Below are 19,141 nucleotides of genomic sequence, written 5' to 3'. Positions count from 1 at the left end.
GCCCTCCTTTTTGCAAAGCGAAGCAGGCGGCGCGGGCGTCGGGCCGCTTTAGCGGCTTCGTGCCCTGCGTCGTATCCGCCTGCTCCGCGGGGATATACGGTTATTTACCCGCACGAGGCGTCCGGCCACCATTGTTCTTACTGCCCTTCCTTGCGATCATGCCGTTCCAGCCCAACCTCCAGCCCCGCCCGGGCCAGCGCCGCTCCTCCGGGCAGCTCCGGCGGATTCGTCAGGTCCACGTCGTGCGACATATGCGTATAAAGCGCCCGCTTCGGCCGGATCTCCGCCAGCAGTTCCGCCGCTTCGCGCATATCGTACACCGAACGCGTGGCGTACTCTGCGTCTTCCCGAACAAAGCTCGTCCCCAGCACCAGCAGATCCAGTCCGCGCAGCGGCTCGATCTCTTCTTCGGACAGCCCGATCGAATCCGAACAGTACGCCCAGACGAAGTTCCTTTTCTCCAGCCGGTACGCATATGAGTAACCGTTCTGCCCGTGATTGACTTTCCAGCCAAACACGCTCCAACCGCCCAAATTCAACCCCGGCTCCGTTTCTTTCAGCTCCAGATTCCGGTCCAGCCACGGATTGCGCTCCCGGATCGCTTCCAGCACTTCCGCCGGCGCAAACAGCTTCCCGCGCATTCCCGTCCATCTGCATTGATCCGCCCACTCCGGCAGCCCGCCGATATGATCGAAATGGGCATGCGTCACCAGAATCGTATCCACCGTCCGGAGCCCGTTCATCTCCATCTGTGCTTTCCAGTCCGGCCCGCAGTCGATCAGAAAGCCTCCTTCCCCGTTCTCCACACGCACCAGCGATCTCATCCTCCGGTTGACGCCTCCGCTTCTCGCTTCTTCGCAAACCCCGCAGCCGCAGTATACCCTCGGCACGCCCATCGCGTCCCCGGTCCCCCAGAATACCAGCCGTTCTCCCGTCATCTACCCTTCACCTTCCCAAACTTATACTGTTAGGACTCTTATCTTCTTTCCATTGTATCATCCCCCGATTATACCCCACCTTTTCCCGCCCGAAAAACTCCCTCAGACGAACTTCCCTCTCTACGCTATAATGGAAAAAGCGGCTTTCGCCGCATCATCCGAATTCCCGCCGCTCGAAAGGAGCCCGCATGAAAAATTTCCTGAAGTCCAAATCTTTCCTGATCCCGACCGTACTCGTCTTCTTCCTGGGCTTGACCGAAATTGCCAAACACCCCGGAATTGCCGGATTCTTGAGCATCCTTACCTCTTCCCTCGTCGCTGCCCTGATCGCCGGCGCGATCATCGGCGGTATTATCTACCTAACCCTGGCCCTCAACGGCGGTAAACGCAGAAAATAAACGCATCGCCTTCTCTCCAGGCGATGCGTACGCGAGCCCATGTCTTGATCCTTGCCTTGCCCTTGATCTCGGCGATGCGTACGCGAGCCCACGCTCTTGCCCTTGCCCTTGCCCTTGCCCTTGCCCTTGCCCTTGCCCTTGCCCTTGCCCTTGCCCTTGATCTCGGCAATGCGGCACGCGAGCCCACGTCCTTGCCCTTGATCTCGGCAATGCGGCACGCGAGCCCACGTCCTTGCCGGCGGAGCGGATAGAGCGTGCCTGCCTTCCCCGCCCCTCCTCGCGGGGACTGCGCAGCGAGCTGATTCCGATTTGGAACGACTTTCGGCTTTCCTCCCCTTCCTCTAAATCTCTTATTCCAATCAAGGGGGAGGAAAACGAGCCGGAGTGACAAAGCGGAATCAGCGAGCGCCCCTCAGACCCCCGCCAACACCTGATACCATACCCCCCGCTTCGAATACAACTCTTCCCGCACTTCCCCCCAACCCCCAAGATACTCAATATCGAACATCCCTTTCGGGTTCGGGTAATTTTTAGCAAACTCTTTATAAACCTCCGGGTCCACCGGCCGGAACCCGTTCTCGGCGAATACCCGCTGCGCTTCGGCGGACCAGAGGAAATCGAGGAACGCTTCCGCGACTTCGCGCGTGCCGTGCTTGTCCACGTTGGCGTCGACCACCGCGGCCGGATTCTCGATCAGGATCGTATCGTCCGGCACGACGACTTCGTATTTCGCGCCTTTGGCGATGCGCGCCAGCAGCTCGTTCTCGTACGTGACCAGCGCGTCGCCCACGCCGTATTCGAACGCGGCCATCGAAGCGCGGCCGCTTTTGTCCAGCGACTCGATATTGGCGTGCACAGCCTTCAGAAAGTTTTTGGCGAACGCCGGGTCTTTTCGGCCGGTTTCGCGTTCCGATTCCTTCAATCCTGCGCCGTAGATAGCGTTGATGTCCCACTGGGCCCCGCCCGACGTTTTGGGATTCGGGTACAGCACTTTGACGCCCGGCTTCGCCAGATCGGCGAAACTTCTGATGCCCAGCGGATTGCCTTCTCGCGTGCCGATCACAGCGACGGAGCGGGTAATCATGCCGCTGTCGGGTTTATTTTTCCAGTCTTCGTTTACCAGCTTCGCTTTGGTCAGCTTGTCGATATCGCCTTCGAGCGACAGCAGAGTCACATCGGCTTCGAAGCCGCCGACGATCGCCCGCGCCTGCGTGCCGGACGCTTCGTACGATTCCTGGAATACGACGGTTTGGCCGGTTTCTTCTTTCCATTTTTGCTGGAACAGCGGAATGATATCCTGCACCGAATCTTTCACCACGCTGTAGGCGCCGACGACGAGCGTCACATCGCCTTTGGGCGCCTGCGCGCCGCTGCCGTCTTCTTCGGCCGATCCCGAACCGGCGCAGCCCGCGAGCAGCGAGCCGAGCAGCGCCAGCACGCCCAGCAGCGTCGGCAGGCGCTTGAGCGGCAGAGCGCGTCCGGATTCCCGCGTTTTTTGCGCAAACGCCGCGGCGGAATTATCGCGGTCCGCACGCAGCCCCGCTTTGACTTTTTGCTGTATATCTTTGCGTGTCATCCGCTTCACACCCTTGTTTAAAGTGGTTCCTGGCCCCGCGTCCTGCGAATATAATCCCGGCATGTCAGATCATCATCGACATCGGATCGGCTTTGAACCGGTTCTCGGCGATCCAGCTTCGCTCGTCGTTGTACAGATAAGCCCGGTGCACCATGACGCGAACCGGATCGCCGACTTGAAGCGCTTCTTTCTCCAGCGAGCGGTACGTAATCAGGCTTTGCTGCCCGACCTGCACCTCGACCAGCCACTGGCTGCCGCGGAAATGCAGGTGCCGCACCGTGCCTTCTTCCGTCGCCGACAGCAGGCTGAACTCGCTCGGCCGTCCGACTTCGACGTATTCGGGGCGAATCAGCGCCTGCGTGCCCGGCGCGGCCGCCGCCCGGTCGAATCCGTGCAGCTCCGCGGCGTGCTCGATCCGTGTCGATTCGCCGATGAACGAAGCGACGAACGGCGTCGCCGGTTCTTTGTAGATATCCCACGGCGTGCCTTTCTGCTCGACCCGGCCCTGACCGATCACCATGATCTCGTCGGCGACTTCGATCGCTTCGTCCTGGTCGTGCGTGACGAAGATCGAGGTGATGCCCACCCGCTCGATCAATTCGCGCAGCCAGGAACGCAGCTCCTGGCGGATCTTGGCGTCGATCGCCGCGAACGGCTCGTCGAGCAGCAGCAGCTGCGGCTCCGGCGCGAGCGCCCGGGCGAACGCCACCCGCTGCCGCTGTCCGCCGGAAAGCTGCTGCGGATAGCGCTGCTCGAAGCCTTTCAAGCCGGTCAGTTCGACCAGTTCCGCCACCCGCTCGCGAATCTGCGCTTTCGGCGCTTTTTTGACTTTCAATCCGTACGCGATATTCTCGAATACCGTCATATGCTTGAACAGCGCGTAATTCTGGAATACGAATCCGATGCCCCGTTCCTGCGGCGGCAGATCGTTGACCTTTGTGCCGTGGAACAGAATCTCGCCGGCGTCCGGACTTTCCAGTCCCGCCAGCATGCGCAGGATCGACGTTTTGCCGCCGCCGCTCGGGCCGAGCAGGCCGATCAGATGTCCTTTTTGAATATCGAACGACACGTCCTTGACCGCATGGAACCCGCCGAAATGTTTATCGAGACCGCGTACCTCCACATGCTGCATCTCAGTGCACTTCCCTTCTTTTCTTCGTCCATTCCATCAGCAGCAGCAGACCCGCCGAGAACGCCGCCAGGATGAGCGCGATGCCTCCGGCCGCCGCGATATCGAAGTTCTCCACGTCCTGGTACACCAGCGTCGTCGCGGTCTGCGTCCGGTTGATGATGTTGCCCGACACGACCAGCACCGCGCCGAATTCGCCCATCGAACGCGCCACCGTCAGCACCGTCCCGTAGGCGACGCCCCAGCGGATCGACGGCCACGTCACGCGGCGAAACGTCGTCCAGCCGTACGCGCCGAGCGTGGCCGAAGCCTGCTCCTGATCGTCGCCGATTTCTTCGAGCACCGGCATAATCTCGCGCACCATCAGCGGAAACGTCACGAACAGCGTCGCGATCACCATGCCCGGAAAAGCGTAGACGATCTTGAAACCGATCCCTTCGAAAAAAGCGCCGATCGCCGTATCCGGTCCGACCAGCAGCACGATCATCAGCCCCCCGATCACCGGCGAGACCGCATACGGCAGATCGACGATGCTGTTCATCATCGCGCGCAGACGGCGTCCGAGCCATTTGCCGCGCACTAGATAGAGCGCCGTCATAATACCGAAAATGCCGTTGAGCAGCGTTACGCATACGACAACGAATCCCGTCATCATCAGCGCGTGCAGCGCTTCGGGACGGGTCGCGGCTTCTACGAAGCCTCTCCATCCTTCCGCGAACGCGCTTTGCGTCATTTTGACCAGCGGCGCAACCAGCAGAACGGCGAATACGAGGTAAGTCAGCACAATCCACAGTTTTTTCATCGTTTACGCCCGACCTCCTCTGCGCTGCACCCGGTTAATGAGCCAAAGGATCAGCAGCGACAAAGTCAGCAGCAGCACCGATACGGCGGCCGCGCCCAGATTGTTGTCGCTCTCGACCTCGCCGTAGATAAACACGGACGCGGTAAGCGTTTTGGCCGGAATATTGCCCGCGACCAGCACGACGGCCCCGAATTCCGCCAGCGCCCGCGAGAACGCCAGCATGCCGCCGCCCGCGATGCCCGGCGCGATCTGCGGCAGGATAACGCGCCAAAAAGTCGCCGCCCGCGAAGCGCCCAGCGTATACGAAGCTTCTTCCGCCGACGCGTCCATCTCCTCCAGCAGCGGCTGAATCGCGCGGATTACAAACGGAAACGTGACGAACACCATCGCGATCACGATCGCCGGCTGGTGGAACACGATATCGAAGCCGAGCCGCTCGGCGACGCTTCCCGCCCAACTGTTCGGACCGAGCAGCAGCAGGATCATCAGCCCGCCGACAGCCGTCGGCAGCGCGAACGGCAGATCGACCAGGCTGTTCAGCACCGCCCGCCCGGCGAACCGGTAGCGCACCAGCACCCAGCCGATCATCGTCCCGAGCAAAATATTGATTACGGTGGCGATAAGCGCAAGTTTGATCGTCAGCAGCACCGCTTTCCAGGCGATGGGGTCGGAGACATTTTCCCAGAACGGTCCCCAGCCTTCCGAAAAGGAATACACGTACACGCCAGCGATAGGCAGCACGATCAGAATAACAAAGTACAGCAGGACCGTCGTACGGAAACCGTAGGTCCAGCCTTTGTGACGCAGCCATGACGTTTGCACCGGATACTCCTCCATTTGGAAACGAGCCGAAATTCGGCATCCGCCGGTTCCGCAATCGTTTGCCTGATTTCTTTTCATTATTCCCATTAGTCTAGTCGGTTTAACTTATTGCATAATGTATCAGGGTTAACCATCGGGCGTCAAACACTTTTTTTCAAAAAGGAATAAACATTGCGGCGGGAACGCAAACGATTGCGGGAGCCGGAAGTCTGTTTCGATCTGCGTTTCGGTTCGAAACAGGTTCCCGGCTGGCGGGTATAGATAAAGAAGCAAAGCAATACAAGAGTCCGAAAAGGAGGAATTTATTATGCTGCATAAGCTGGAACTTTCGACTTCCCGCCGCGACGAGATTCTGGATATTACGCCCCAGGTCTCGAATCTGGTGCGCCAGAGCGGCGTAAAAAGCGGCCTCGCCGTCGTGTACTGTCCGCATACCACCGCCGGGATCGCGATCAACGAGAATGCCGATCCGGACGTCAAGCGCGATATCTTGATGATCCTGGACGAGGTTTATCCATGGGAGCACCCGAAGTACCGCCACGCCGAAGGCAACACCGCTTCCCACCTCAAAGCAATCACCTGCGGTTCGTCGCAGACGGTTATCATCGAGAACGGAAGGCTGCTGCTCGGACGCTGGCAGGGCATTTACTTCTGCGAGTTCGACGGGCCGCGCTCGCGGACGTTTCAGGTGAAGATTGTGGAGGGGTAGATTTCGAATATAGATACAAACCAAAAAATACGAATGAATGTTCCCTTTTCACCGCTTTTCTTTTATAATAAAAAGAAAACGGAGCTGATTAAGTTGGAACTGCTCGATCCGCGCAACGACTTTTTGTTTAAACGTATTTTCGGCAGCGAAGAGAATCGGGATGTCCTGTTGGCTTTCCTAAATCGGACTTTTACGGAATCGGGGCAGCCTCCTCTAAGCGAAATTATCCTGCTGAACCCTTATACGGACAAAGATTCGCCGAGCGATAAACAATCGATTCTCGACATCCGAGCCCGCACGACGGAAGGCGAATTGATTAATGTTGAAATGCAGCTGTTTAACCGTTACGATATGGAGAAAAGAACGCTCTTCTATTGGAGCAAGCAGTACGGCGGGCAGCTGGTTGAAGGTCAGTCTTACGATTCGCTCAAACGCTGCGTAACGATCAATATCGTGGATTTCACAATGCTGCCTAACGATCTGTACCACAGTGTATTTCATCTGCGCGAAGATCGTTCGGATATTTCGTTGACCGATGATATCGAGATTCACTTTTTGGAACTTCCCAAGCTTGAAGAACGGCAGATTGTTTTGGAAGAAGGTGGACTATCCAACTGGCTTTTATTTCTGAAAGGCGTCGATCATGATCAATGGGAGGTGCTTACGATGAACGAACCGAAACTGAAAAAGGTGATGACGACTCTGGAATTTCTGAGCCAGGATAAACAGCTGCGAATGGAGTACGAAGCCCGGCAAAAGTTTCTTCGCGATCAGGCTTCCTTAATGAACGCGGCCAAAAACGCAGAGATCTACGGATTCAAAACCGGACTGGAGCAAGGGGTTCGCCAGGGCATTGAGCAAGGCATTGAACGGGGCATTGAGCAGGGCATCGAACAGGGCATCGAACAGGGCATCGAACAGGGCATCGAACGGGGCATTCAAAAAGGGATTGAAGATACGGCGCGCCGTCTGCTGAAAATGGGCATGACTCCGCAGGAAGCCGCCGAAGCTTCGGGACTGCCGCTGGAGCGAATCGAACAGCTGCAAGCCGAAGACTGACCTTTGGCCCTTTACGCAAACCGCGCGCGCAAAAAGCCGTTTTCCGCGTTACCCGGTTTTAGAACCGGATACGGGAAAGCGGCTTTTTGCAATAGTTCCTGCGGAACGGCACAGCGAAGATCGTGCACACCCGCACAAGAACGCAGCAAAGCGTTTCCAGATTAACCTTTCAACGCCTTGAAGCGGCCAGATGCAGACTTTCGCATAAAATGCGCACATGCGTCACGGCGGCGGAACGGACTTCTTCAAAGGTTGCTTTTTCCTGAATGTAATACGAGATAAAACCGTGCGCGGACAAAAACAGACTCAGCGGAACGCTCTTGAGCGATTCTTCCGTATGCAGGCCGGGGTCCAGATGTCCGCGTACGATCGAAGCAAACAGCTCCAGACATCGGCCCTGTTCGCTGCGGCAGTATGCCAGCAGCTCTTCGTCGCGCGTCATAAACATAATCTCGTACTGATGCGGCCGGTCCAACCCGAAACGGATAAATTCCAGCAGCAGCAGCTCCGTGCGTGTAAACCCTCCGGTTTCCGGTCCCGTCACGACGCTGTTTAGACAGCTGGACAAATAACCGAAATCCTCGACGACGATGGCGTAAAACAGCTCCGCTTTTTCTTTGAAATGATAGTAGAGCGAACCATGGCTGTATCCCAGATGCTGACCGATACTGCGCATGGAGATGGCACGGTACCCTTTGGTGATGAACAAATGCCTGGCCGCTTCCAAGATTCGCTCACGCGACAATTCCTGCTCCACTGCTCTTCTCGCCATAGTCGTTATTCCCCTTCGATGTAGTAAACCGGTTCTCCCTTCGATACGTCGGCCTGTCCCTGGGTAATATCCGTGATCCAGGAAACGAAGCGGTCCGTCTCCGCCGCAAGCGGCAGGCAGAGCAGTGTCACTTTATCGGTAAACTGCGTCTCTCCCGTACGGACTTCGCGGCTGCGCAGCTCGTTTTCCACTTTGCCGTGCCACGTATAATCGATCGTAACGAATACTTCGGTATGCAGCACTCTCGCAATCTCACCGCCGGCTTCGACCGCCGCCACGGCTCCGTCCGCATAAGCCCGGATCAATCCTCCCGCGCCGAGCATAATCCCGCCGAAATACCGGGTAACGACGACCGCCACATTTTTGAGTTCCCGGTTCTTTAAGACCTCCAGAATCGGCTTGCCGGCCGTGCCGCTCGGTTCCCCGTCGTCCGACTGTTTCTGGATTTCATCGCGCTCGCCGAGCAGATAAGCCGAACAGTTGTGAGTAGCGTCGCGATGGCGTTTCTTGATTTGTTCGATAAAAGCTGCGGCTTCTTCTTCCGTCTGCACCGGCCGGATGTGACCGATAAAGCGCGACTTGCGAATCACAATCTCCCGCTGCCCTTCCTGCCTGACAGTCTTGTAACGTTCCAGCATAAACGACTCGAACCTTTCCTTATAGTAGAAAGCAGTTCCCCTGGTCCGCATGCGCGATAAATCCGCGATTCGGATGGGTGAACTGCTTTCCTCTGTTTGGTCCGGCAGCTCGTCCGAAAACGAATTAACCGGTGGTTATTCTCTTATTAAAACAGGAATTCACGTTTCCGTAAAGATTCATGTCAGAATTATTCCGCAGAATTATTCGGACAGGCGCGACTCCAGTTCGGCTTTTTCTTTCTCGAAGCCCGGTTTGCCGAGCAGCGCGAACATGTTCTTCTTGTACGCTTCGACGCCCGGCTGGTCAAACGGGTTGACGCCCAGCAGGTAGCCGCTGATGCCGACCGCTTTCTCGAAGAAGTAGACCAGATAGCCGAAGGTGTACGGGCTGAAGTCTTTGATATTGACGATCAGGTTCGGCACCTGGCCGTCGGTGTGCGCCAGCATCGTGCCCTGGAACGCTTTTTTGTTGACGAAGTCCATCGTTTTGCCGGCAAGGAAGTTCAGACCGTCCAGATCGTCCGCATCTTCTTCGATCGTGATCTGCTCGGCTACATTTTCAACCTGGATGACCGTTTCGAAAATGTTCCGGCTGCCTTCCTGGATAAATTGGCCCATGGAGTGCAGGTCGGTCGAAAAGTCCACGGAAGACGGGTAGATGCCTTTGAAGTCTTTGCCTTCGCTTTCGCCGAACAGCTGTTTCCACCATTCCGATACGAAGTGCAGCGACGGCTCGTAGTTCACGAGGATTTCCGTGCCTTTGCCTTTGCGGTACAGCGCGTTGCGGACGGCGGCGTACTGGTACGCTTCGTTCTCGGCCACGTTCGGATTCGAGAATTCGTCCGACGCGTCGGCCGCGCCCTGCATCATGGCGTCGATGTCCACGCCGGCAGCCGCGATCGGCAGCAGGCCGACAGCCGTCAGCACGGAGTAGCGTCCGCCCACGTCGTCCGGAATCACGAACGATTCGTAGCCTTCTTCGGTCGCCAGCTTTTTCAGCGCGCCGCGGGCTTTGTCCGTTGTCGCGTAGATGCGTTTGCGGGCTTCTTCTTTGCCGTATTTCTTCTCCAGAGCGGCGCGGAAAATACGGAAGGCGATCGCCGGTTCCGTCGTCGTGCCGGATTTGGAAATGACGTTTACGGAGAAGTCTTTGCCTTCGATCAGCTGCAGCAGATGCGCGATATACGTCGAGCTGATGCTGTTGCCGGCGAAAAAGACCTGCGGGGTCTTGCGTTGGGATTTATCCTGCGTATTGTAGAACGAGTTTGTCAGCATTTCGATCGCGGCGCGCGCGCCGAGGTACGAACCGCCGATACCGATTACGATCAGCACTTCGGAGTCGCTTTGAATCTTCTCCGCCGCTTTCTTGATGCGGGCGAATTCTTCTTTGTCGTATTCTTTCGGCAGATCGATCCAGCCCAGGAAATCCGAGCCTACGCCGGTCTTGTTATGAAGCTGCTCGTGCGCGAGTTTGATCGGTTCCGCGAAGTAGTCGACTTCGTGCTGCGCGACGAATCCGAGCGCTTTGCTGTAATCGAAATGAACGTTTTTGGACATAATGGAAAAGCCTCCTCTAAATTTGCGGCTTGCGGTGCCTACTCATGCGTATTGCTGTCAAACATCCAGAACCAGCATACTGGATTTCGGGGTTACTGACAAGCTTGGTCGGTCACACTGCGAAGAGAAAAAATCCGGCTCAAAGCCGCGTCGGCAGGCGCCCGTCGAACCGCCGAACCCTATTGAAAACGCCCCTGACGCCGCCCGGCCGGAGTTCCTCACCGGATGCTCTCTTGTGCACGGACGCCGCAGGGGCGAAGAAACGGGCTTTACACCCGCGCTCTTTTATTATTTAAGCAGTTCTTTGACTTTGGAAACGACGTTTTCCGGCGTGAAGCCGTACTCTTCGATCACTTTGCCGCCCGGAGCGGAAGCGCCGAACGTTTCGATGCCCAGCACGGATCCGCCGTCGCCGACATAACGGTGCCAGCCGAACGGATGCGCCATTTCGACGGCCAGACGGGCTTTGACGTCCGGCAGGATTACGGAATCTTTATATTCCTGATCCTGCTTGTCGAACAGATCCCAGCTCGGGAAGCTGATCACGCGAACCTGGATGCCTTCTTCGGCCAGTTTGGCCTGCGCTTTGACGGCCAGCTGAACTTCGGAACCCGTCGCCAGGATTTGCGCGGCCGGTTTGCCGTCTTTGGCGTCGGATACGACGTAAGCGCCGCGCGCCACGCCTTCCCAGGCGCCTTCTACCGAACCTTCGAGAATCGGCAGGTTCTGACGGGTCAGTACCAGCGCGACCGGATTTTCTTTATTTTGCAGCGAGTAAGACCAGGCCGCGGACGTTTCGTTCGCATCCGCCGGACGGATAACCGTCAGTCCCGGGATGATGCGCACGGAAGCCAGCTGTTCGATCGGCTCGTGCGTCGGTCCGTCTTCGCCGACGGCGATGCTGTCGTGCGTCAGCACGTAAGTGACCGGCAGCTTCATGATCGAAGCCAGGCGAACGGCCGGACGCAGGTAGTCGGTGAACACGAAGAACGTGCCGCCGAATACTTTGACGCCGCCGTGCAGCGCGATGCCGTTCATGGCGCCGGCCATGCCGAATTCGCGCACGCCGTAATAAATATTGCGGCCTTTGCGGTCGCTCGGCGTAAATACCGTGATATCGTTCAGGTGCGTCATGGTCGAACTTTCCAGGTCGGCCGATCCGCCGAACAATTGAGGCACGTTGTGCACGACGCCGTTCAGCGCTTTGCCGGAAGCGACGCGGGTCGACACGTCTTTGTCTTCCGCCTTGTACTTCGGCAGTTCTTTGTCCCAGCCTACCGGCAGGTCGCTGTTAAACGCCATCAGGAATTGAGCGGCCAGTTCCGGGTTGGCGGACTGGAATTTATCGAATTCGGCATCCCACAGTTTGTTGGCCAGTTCGCCTTTTTCTTTGACTGTGGAGAAATGCTCGCGGACTTCGTCCGGTACGTAGAAGTTTTCTTCGTAGACCCATTTATAGAATTCTTTGGTCAGCTTGACTTCGTCGGAACCCAGCGGGGAGCCGTGAGGACCCGCGTGTCCGCCTTTACCCTGTTTGTTCGGGCTGCCGTAACCGATGATCGTTTTGACTTCGATCAGCGTCGGACGGCCGGTGTCGAGCTTCGCTTCTTCGATCGCTTTGGAGATGGCGTCCAGGTCGTTGCCGTCTTCGACGCGCAGCACCTGCCAGCCGTAGCCTTCGAATCTCTTCATCACGCTGTCGGTAAACGACAGGGAAGCTTCGCCGTCGAGCGTAATATCGTTGGAATCGTACAGCATGATCAGCTTGCCGAGCTGCATATGGCCGGCCATCGAAGCCGCTTCGTGCGAAACGCCTTCCATCAGGTCGCCGTCGCCGCAGATGGCATAGGTATAGTGGTCGATCAGGTTAAAGTCGCCCTGGTTGTACACGGACGCCGTGTGCGCTTCCGCGATCGCCATGCCGACCGCCATCGCGATCCCCTGGCCGAGCGGTCCGGTCGTCGCGTCCACGCCGGCCGTATGGCCGAATTCCGGGTGGCCCGGCGTTTTGCTGCCCCATTGGCGGAACTGCTTGAGTTCTTCCATCGGCAGATCGTAGCCCGTCAGGTGCAGCAGGCTGTAAAGCAGCATCGAACCGTGTCCCGCGGACAGCACGAAGCGGTCCCGGTTGACCCAGGTCGGGTTCGACGGGTTATGATTCATCGTTTTGGCGAAAAGCTGGTAGCCCATTGGCGCCGAACCCATCGGCATGCCCGGGTGACCGGAATTCGCTTTCTCGATCGCGTCGATCGAAAGGGTACGGATTGTAGCAATCGACAGATCGTCGATCTTGATATTGTTAGCCATGTTCAAATATCCTCCTCGGTCGGTTCCGGCATACATCAATGCTTGAACCGGATTGTGAAGACTCCTATCATCCAGTATATCATTTTGAAACATTCATTTCCATAGGCTTCGGAACAATGGCGGAAATTTGCTGCCGCCGAGCGCGAACCGCGCGCCGACTCGTCGAAAGCGAGCCGCAGCCGCGGCCTACAGAGACCTTTACCCGCAAAAAGCCCCGCCGATTCGCGCGCGGGCCGATTTGTGTCGGCCGCATGCGAATCGGCGGGGCGAAACCCGGCGGAGGACAGGCGGGAAAAGTTTAGACTTCGCTAAAAGCCTTGTACCTCAAGAAGCGGACGTTCCGGACCTTCACGGAGCGGACAGCCGCTCCCGTTTCTCGCGCTCGGGATCGTGCTCGGGCAGCGTGTCCGCGCCGAAGATCATCGTCGTCCGGTCCTGCGCCCCGTAAGCCGGCCACGAAAGTTCCGGCGTGTCCGGGCTGCCGGAGCGGGCGAAGGTCTGCCAGGCTCTGCGCATGGCATCCGACAGATTCTGCATCGCCGGTTCGATGCGTACGCCCATTCTCGGCAGCAGCACCAGGTTGCCGAACACGAACGCGATCTCCGCGCTGTGCACGGCCTGTCCGAAGAACGGATGTCCCGGCAGACTCCAGTCGAACCGGTACATCCAGACCGGCGCGTGCCGCGACTGCGCTTCGGCGAACGCCAGCGCGGAGCGCCAGAAGTACAGCTCGGTCATCATCCGCCCCTGGCCTTCGAGCGTAGCCGGGTACAGATCCAGCCAGGCACCGGTGTCTTCCGAGCCCGTCATGCTGCGCAGCGCGGCGTCCATTTCCTCCGGGCCCATCAAGTGGGCTTCGTCGCGGAAAAAGAATGCGCCTTCGTCTTTGTTGGTGCCGATCAGCAGCGGAATGCCCGCCGCCGAACCGCCGGACACCGCCGCAAGCGGATCGGCCGGCAGACTGCCCGGCTCGACGACCGGCTGGAACGGCAGCGCCAGAAATCCGCCTTCGCTTTCGCGGCTCACGCCGTCCGCCGCCGCGAGCAGTTCGGACGCCCGCAGTTCGTTCAACCGTTCCAGATTGCCGCCGTCCACGCCGAGCAGGCGGATAAACGAAGCCGCCACGCTTTCGGCCTGCGCGGCGCTCATGGACTGCGCCGCTCCGCTCTGCATCACGGCCCGGCGAAACAATCCGCGCGCGGCCGGCATGGCCAAGAGCGCGGCGATGCTCATCGCTCCGGCGGATTCGCCGAATACGGTCACATTCTCCGGATCGCCGCCGAACGCGGCGATATTGCTCCGCACCCACTCCAGCGCGAGCACCTGGTCGAGCAGTCCCGTATTCGAGGCGAATCCCTGGCCCAGCGGGGACAGGTGCAGGAACCCGAACGGGCCCAGCCGATAGTTGACGGACACGACGATGCAGTCTCCGCGCAGCGAGAACTGGGTGCCTTCGTACAGCGGAATACTGGCCGCGCCGGTCACGAAAGCGCCTCCGTGAATCCAGACCGTCACGGGCAGCTTCGAACGCTCGCCTTCGGGCGCCCAGACGTTCAAATACAGACAGTCTTCGGACATGGGAGGCGCTTCCGAGCCGAACATCGAAGCTTCTCCGTACAGCGGCTGCGGACAGATCGGCCCGAATGCCAGCGCGTCCCGGATTCCCGTCCATTTTTCCGGCGGCTGCGGGGCGCGAAAACGCAGATCGCCGGTCGGCGGCTGCGCGTAAGGCACGCCTTTCCAGGACAAGACGCCGTTGCCTTCCGCTCCGCGCAGCGTTCCCTGTTTCGTTTCGATTATGGTTTGCTCCATCGTTTTTTACCTCCGCTTCGGCACGCTTGTGTGATCTTTTTCGATATTTCTATTTAAACATATCGCCGAGACGGGATTCAAATCCGCGCTGGCCGGCGGCGGGATCGCGCGGCAAAAAACCTCGGTACCCGCGTATTCGGCGGGCGCCGAGGTTTCAAAGTCAACGTAAAGATTATTCTGCGCTTCCGACCGATCCGCCTTCGATCAGCTTGACCTGGAGGCGTTCGTGTTCGACCGGCTCGCCGGCCAAAATCTTGAGCAGATGCTCGGCCGCGACCGCTCCCCACCTGGCGCGGGAGTAATCGACGGTAGCCAGACGCGGCTGCAAATATTTGGTCAGTTCGATATTGTCGAAGCCGAGCAGATGAATATGCTCGCCGACTTTAAGCTCCGTGCCCGACAGCGCGTCGTGGATGCCGACGGCCATCTCGTCGTTGAGGCAGAACACGGCGGCCGGACCGTCGTATTCGTCGACGATTTGCTTCGCCGCCGCGGCGCCGCCTTTCTTTTCGAAATTGCTGGGAATCTCGATCAGTTCGACTCCGCCGCGTTCCTGCGCGACCTGCCGCGCCGCCGCCAGCCGCTGGTTGGAATCGTAAGAATCTTCCGGCCCCGTCACCACGTACAGTTTGCGATGGCCGCGGTCCAGCGCATAATTCGCCGCCGCCGCCGCGCCCGCCTGGTTGTCGAGCAGCACCCGGTTGATATTCGGATGAATCAGTTCCCGGTCCAGCACGACGATCCGGTGTCCCCGGTCGGCGTAACGCAGAATTTCTTCGCTGTCGAAGCCCGAATCCAAAATGACGGCCCCGTCGATCATTCGCTCCGGCAGCATCCGGTGCGACTGAATGCCGCTGCATACGATCAAATCGTAGCCGCTGCGGTTCAGCACATCTTTCACGCCGTCCAGCAGATCGCCGTAGACGTCGCCGCGAAAACTGGTCAGGAATACGCCGATAATGCGGGACTCCCGCTTCTTCAGCGTGCGCGCCGCGGCGTTCGGCACATAATTCAGTTCCTCGGCGATCGCCAGAATCCTCGAACTCGTCTCGTCCGTCACTTTGCTGCTGCCGTTTAGCGCGTAGGAAACCGTCGAAATCGACACCCCCGCCTTCTTGGCGATATCCTTAATACTTACCAATCCACTCGCTCCCCTGTCTGGTTGCCCTTTTCTATATCTACATCTAACAGACAAAAAAGGCGATCCGTCAAGATCGCCTTTCGTTTTTTGGTGATTTTCGGTGAATTTTATACGAAAACTTCGATTGTGTTGCTTTGTTTCGCGGCCCGGGCCTCAAAATCGGTCCGTTTCACGCGCACGCCGCCGTCCCGGTACCGGTTGCCGCCGGTCCGCTCGCCAATGTCTTCGCCGTTCAATTTGACGACGCCGCGGGCCTCTCCGCCGAGGCGGTAGACGAACGTCACCGGAATGCCGTCGTACTCGAAGTCCAGATTCAGTCCGTCCAGTTCCGCAGGCAGCACCGGATCGACGATCAGGTCTCCGCCTTCCTGACGGATGCCGAGCACGTTGCCGATCAGTTGGTTCATATAGATCCCCGGGCCGCTGGAATAGATTCTCCATCCGCCTTTGACCGCCACATCGCCGCTTTTCAGCTCGCCGAAGCGCTCCTGCGCTTCATAACGGTCGTTGAACTTGCCGTCCGAGCTGCTGAAGTACGAGTTGCTTTGGCGCAGTTCCGCGTTCGGCACCACATCCTGGATACCGACCGGATTGATGATCGCCAGTCCGTTCCACGTTTCGTCCGTCAGGCCCAGCTTCGCCATCGCTTCGACGTAGCGGATATGGGCGTGCACGTACTGGAGCCCGATCTCGCGGCCGAAGTTCGACGCCTGCTCGGCGCGCTTGAAGTGCGTGCTTACGCCGCCCGCGTACTGCGCGGGACGGTTCATCAGGCGCACGCCGTCCGGGCAGAAGAACTCGCGTTTGATCAGCTCGTAATGCGACTTGGCCTGTTCCGGCGTCAGCAGTTCCCCGATCATGCTGCGCGTCATCGGCAGGAGACGGTAGTTGATGCCCGTCTCGCTGTCGCTCGGGTGCAGCATCGGCTTCGGCTTGTCGGCTTCTTCCATATACACGAAGCCCGGGATCACGTCCGTGTTCAGCATATAACGGCCGAAGTCGGCGCGAATGCCGTCCGCAAGTCCGGCCAATTCCTGCGCGAATGCCGAGTCCGCTTCTTCAAGCGCCGCCGACAGCACGTTTACGGTCTGGTACGTCAGCGCCACGGTCCAACTGCTCACCATGTACTGCTTGAGCTGCGCGTTCGCCGGCTGGAGCGTATCGTCCCAGTCGCCGTCGCCGTACGAAGACAGGAACGTATCGTGCAGGAAATGGGTTTTGATATATTCGATTTCTTTTTTCGCGTGGTCGAGGATCGTGCTTTCTTCCGGCGTAAAGCCGAATTCGTGCTTGATCGTATACGGCGCCGTTTCGCTCAGGATGCCGTAATCGCGCGTCGCCGTCAGGTAATCGCCCAGTACTTTCAGCGGCCAAACGATGATATCGCCGTGACTTTCTTCCTGCTGGATCTTGAAATAGTTGTCGAACATAAACCACTGCGGCCAGTTGCCGTCGTCTTCGTACTGGTGCGAATATACCGTTTTGATAATGTCTTTGACCTGATCGTATTTCTGCGTCGCCATGAAGTATTCGACCGGTCCCTGGGAGACGTCGCGCGTTCCCCACGCCGCGCCGCCGTACTGCTCCAGACCGTGCGGGGACGAGTAATGAACCAGCATGTTGTGCGTGTACCACCAGGACAGCGCGTTGACTTTGAACAATTTGGCGTCCGAGGCGCTGCCGCCGAGCGACAACCGGAATCCGTTCATGACTTCTTTATAGAATTCGCGGTATCTGCCGGCTTCTTGTTCGACGGAACGTTCGGCAAAAGGAAGATCTCCGCCGCCGAGCAGCCCCTGCAGCGTCATCGTCCATTCCGGCGAGGACGCAAGCGTCAGCGCCACCAGCGACGCGTCGCCGTCGTTCACCCCGTCCGCAAGCGCCGATTCGCCGCCGGTCTCGGTTTGCGCGCCGTCCACCCGCATCCGGTAAGAAAGTTCCGGATAAGCGCCGACGGTCGGCGAAGCCGGGTCCGCGCGGAACGTCAGCGTTCCGTTTTCTTCCGTCATATGGAGCGGGAAAGCGTACTCGTTCACATCCATCGTCACCTGCGTCGTGACCAGGTAGCGGTAAGCCCGTCCGCTCGCCGAGCGCACGTTCAGCCGGACTTCCGGCGTATCGACGGTCGTAAAGTTGGTGACGACGATCGTATCGGTTTCCGTTTTGTAGATCCAGCGCGCGTAGTTGAAGCCGATCTCGAACAGCGACGGCAGCGTCAGCAGACGGTACTGCCCTTCGATTTCGATATAGATGCGCTGACCGGCCGTTTTCGGCACGTTGAGCGCGCTGCGCGCATTGCTCATCATTTTGTTGAGGTTGGTGTTGCCCACGACGAGCTGCGAGTTGAAAATGCCGTACATATAGGAAGTGGTCGCCAGCACCGGCACGCCGAACTCGACGTTCCCTCCGCTCATCAGGATATGGCCGTGCGGCCGCTCGACGAGGCGTTCTTTTTCCTTCAATACGATATGTTCGTACGTTTCCGTGAAAAAGGCCAGCAGCCTGCCGTTCGCATACTCTTCCTGATGACGGACCGGGAACAGCTCCGCCACTTCTTCGTCCGTCAGGTCCAGCGTTTGCAGCGGTTCGCCGATTGCCGGTTTAAGCGATACCTGCGGCAGTTCGCGCAGCTCGCCCGCTTCTTCGGCTTCGTAAGCTTCCCACGCCGCCTGCACGTCGCTTGCGAATTCCAGTTCGGCGATCGCCGACGGATGATCCGCGCGGTACAAGCCGTAGAATACGAAACGCTCTTCGCCGCTCAGCGCGACCAACTGCGATTGCAGCGCGGTGTACGCGAATTCGTACTGGTACACTTCGTTGGCCAGCTGCCCGCGTGTCAGCGATTCCGGCACGTTCGTTTCTTTGTACGACTGGCCGAAGAACTGGAAGCCGTCCGTCGAGTAGCCGGCCGCGCGCGTCAGCGAACCCTGCTGCATGTACGGGAACATTCCGCCCTGCGGCTGGTTCTGACGGGAGCAGACCACATAGCCTTTGTCACCGTCGTCGAACACGGTATGGTCGATATACTGCGACAGATACGCTTCGTTGCTGCGCACCGCGCCCGGATCGGCATCGCCGACGTCCTGGCCGTAGATCAGATCGATATTGACGCCTTCGCCGCGCGCTGTCACGTCCCAGAACCAGACGCCGCGGTCCGTTACCGCGAAAGTCACGCTGTAATCGACACCGGCCGCGCTGCCTTCCCAGACGACGCGCTTGGCGCCGAAGCGGACTTTGCTTGCCGAGCGGATGCCGAGCAGCGGGAAGAACGAAATGCCCGATTCCTGGTGGATGCGCAGATACAGATTGTTCAGCGAGCCGTCCAGCGGAGAAGACAGCAGCTGGTTCAGCATCGTTTGGCCGCCGAGCGCCTGATACAAGTCTCCGCTCGGCCAGAATGTAAAGTTCAGGTCTCCCGCCTGAACGCTGAATTTCGAATTGGGGTTGGCGATAGTGGTCATGCTTGCAATCACTCCTATTT

Annotated in this window: 15 protein-coding genes; 3 read left to right on the top strand and 12 right to left on the bottom strand. The window is 58.6% G+C overall.

Translation table 11 applies throughout. From position 1 onward, the window contains the following. Positions 1–137: 137 nt before the first annotated feature. A complete protein-coding gene (locus QWJ34_RS02770; RefSeq protein ID WP_302725513.1) occupies positions 138–938 on the bottom strand; it encodes an MBL fold metallo-hydrolase in 801 nt (266 codons plus the stop codon). 188 nt (positions 939–1,126) lie between these two features. Between QWJ34_RS02770 and QWJ34_RS02765 the strand changes: the two genes are divergently transcribed. Further along, positions 1,127–1,336: a hypothetical protein gene (locus QWJ34_RS02765; RefSeq protein ID WP_302725512.1), complete on the top strand. Its 210-nt coding sequence runs from the start codon at positions 1,127–1,129 to the stop codon at positions 1,334–1,336. A gap of 412 nt (positions 1,337–1,748) precedes the next feature. Here the strand turns inward: QWJ34_RS02765 and QWJ34_RS02760 are convergent, their stop codons facing one another. The 4 genes from QWJ34_RS02760 to cysT form a co-directional block, all read right to left on the bottom strand. Then, positions 1,749–2,912: a sulfate ABC transporter substrate-binding protein gene (locus QWJ34_RS02760; RefSeq protein ID WP_302725511.1), complete on the bottom strand. Its 1,164-nt coding sequence runs from the start codon at positions 2,910–2,912 to the stop codon at positions 1,749–1,751. 64 nt (positions 2,913–2,976) lie between these two features. Next, positions 2,977–4,044: a sulfate/molybdate ABC transporter ATP-binding protein gene (locus tag QWJ34_RS02755; RefSeq protein WP_302725510.1), complete on the bottom strand. Its 1,068-nt coding sequence runs from the start codon at positions 4,042–4,044 to the stop codon at positions 2,977–2,979. Between the two features lies 1 nt (position 4,045). Continuing rightward, positions 4,046–4,843 (bottom strand): sulfate ABC transporter permease subunit, encoded by a 798-nt coding sequence (locus tag QWJ34_RS02750; protein WP_302725509.1) that lies wholly within the window; start codon positions 4,841–4,843, stop codon positions 4,046–4,048. Positions 4,844–4,846: 3 nt separating this feature from the next. After that, positions 4,847–5,680 carry a sulfate ABC transporter permease subunit CysT gene (cysT, locus tag QWJ34_RS02745; RefSeq protein ID WP_302725508.1) on the bottom strand — a complete coding sequence of 278 codons (834 nt, stop codon included), beginning with the start codon at positions 5,678–5,680 and terminating at the stop codon, positions 4,847–4,849. A 292-nt stretch (positions 5,681–5,972) separates the two neighbouring features. On the opposite strand from cysT, the gene QWJ34_RS02740 reads away from it, so the two are divergent. Beyond that, complete coding sequence (locus QWJ34_RS02740; protein ID WP_302725507.1) at positions 5,973–6,374, top strand: secondary thiamine-phosphate synthase enzyme YjbQ; 402 nt, start codon at positions 5,973–5,975, stop codon at positions 6,372–6,374. A 33-nt stretch (positions 6,375–6,407) separates the two neighbouring features. Beyond that, positions 6,408–7,433: an Rpn family recombination-promoting nuclease/putative transposase gene (locus QWJ34_RS02735; protein ID WP_483314234.1), complete on the top strand. Its 1,026-nt coding sequence runs from the start codon at positions 6,408–6,410 to the stop codon at positions 7,431–7,433. A 169-nt stretch (positions 7,434–7,602) separates the two neighbouring features. Here the strand turns inward: QWJ34_RS02735 and QWJ34_RS02730 are convergent, their stop codons facing one another. The 7 genes from QWJ34_RS02730 to QWJ34_RS02700 all read right to left on the bottom strand — a co-directional run bounded on the left by QWJ34_RS02730 (position 7,603) and on the right by QWJ34_RS02700 (position 19,121). Continuing rightward, positions 7,603–8,205 carry a TetR/AcrR family transcriptional regulator gene (locus QWJ34_RS02730; RefSeq protein WP_302725505.1) on the bottom strand — a complete coding sequence of 201 codons (603 nt, stop codon included), beginning with the start codon at positions 8,203–8,205 and terminating at the stop codon, positions 7,603–7,605. A 5-nt stretch (positions 8,206–8,210) separates the two neighbouring features. Further along, positions 8,211–8,843: a YigZ family protein gene (locus tag QWJ34_RS02725; protein WP_302725836.1), complete on the bottom strand. Its 633-nt coding sequence runs from the start codon at positions 8,841–8,843 to the stop codon at positions 8,211–8,213. Positions 8,844–9,044: 201 nt separating this feature from the next. Continuing rightward, positions 9,045–10,400: a glucose-6-phosphate isomerase gene (locus QWJ34_RS02720; RefSeq protein WP_302725504.1), complete on the bottom strand. Its 1,356-nt coding sequence runs from the start codon at positions 10,398–10,400 to the stop codon at positions 9,045–9,047. A 288-nt stretch (positions 10,401–10,688) separates the two neighbouring features. Beyond that, positions 10,689–12,707 carry a transketolase gene (gene tkt / locus QWJ34_RS02715; protein ID WP_302725503.1) on the bottom strand — a complete coding sequence of 673 codons (2,019 nt, stop codon included), beginning with the start codon at positions 12,705–12,707 and terminating at the stop codon, positions 10,689–10,691. 348 nt (positions 12,708–13,055) lie between these two features. After that, positions 13,056–14,519, bottom strand: a complete 1,464-nt coding sequence (locus QWJ34_RS02710) for a carboxylesterase/lipase family protein (protein WP_302725502.1) — start codon at positions 14,517–14,519, stop codon at positions 13,056–13,058. Between the two features lie 172 nt (positions 14,520–14,691). Beyond that, positions 14,692–15,660: a LacI family DNA-binding transcriptional regulator gene (locus tag QWJ34_RS02705; RefSeq protein ID WP_302725501.1), complete on the bottom strand. Its 969-nt coding sequence runs from the start codon at positions 15,658–15,660 to the stop codon at positions 14,692–14,694. Positions 15,661–15,767: 107 nt separating this feature from the next. After that, a complete protein-coding gene (locus tag QWJ34_RS02700; RefSeq protein WP_302725500.1) occupies positions 15,768–19,121 on the bottom strand; it encodes a GH36-type glycosyl hydrolase domain-containing protein in 3,354 nt (1,117 codons plus the stop codon). Positions 19,122–19,141 lie beyond the last annotated feature (20 nt).

The organism is Saccharibacillus sp. CPCC 101409, from assembly GCF_030518235.1.
Classification (GTDB): Bacteria; Bacillota; Bacilli; order Paenibacillales; family Paenibacillaceae; genus Saccharibacillus.
The sequence above is the reverse complement of the archived record's forward strand: the minus strand, read 5'-3'. Positions and strand labels throughout refer to the sequence as shown.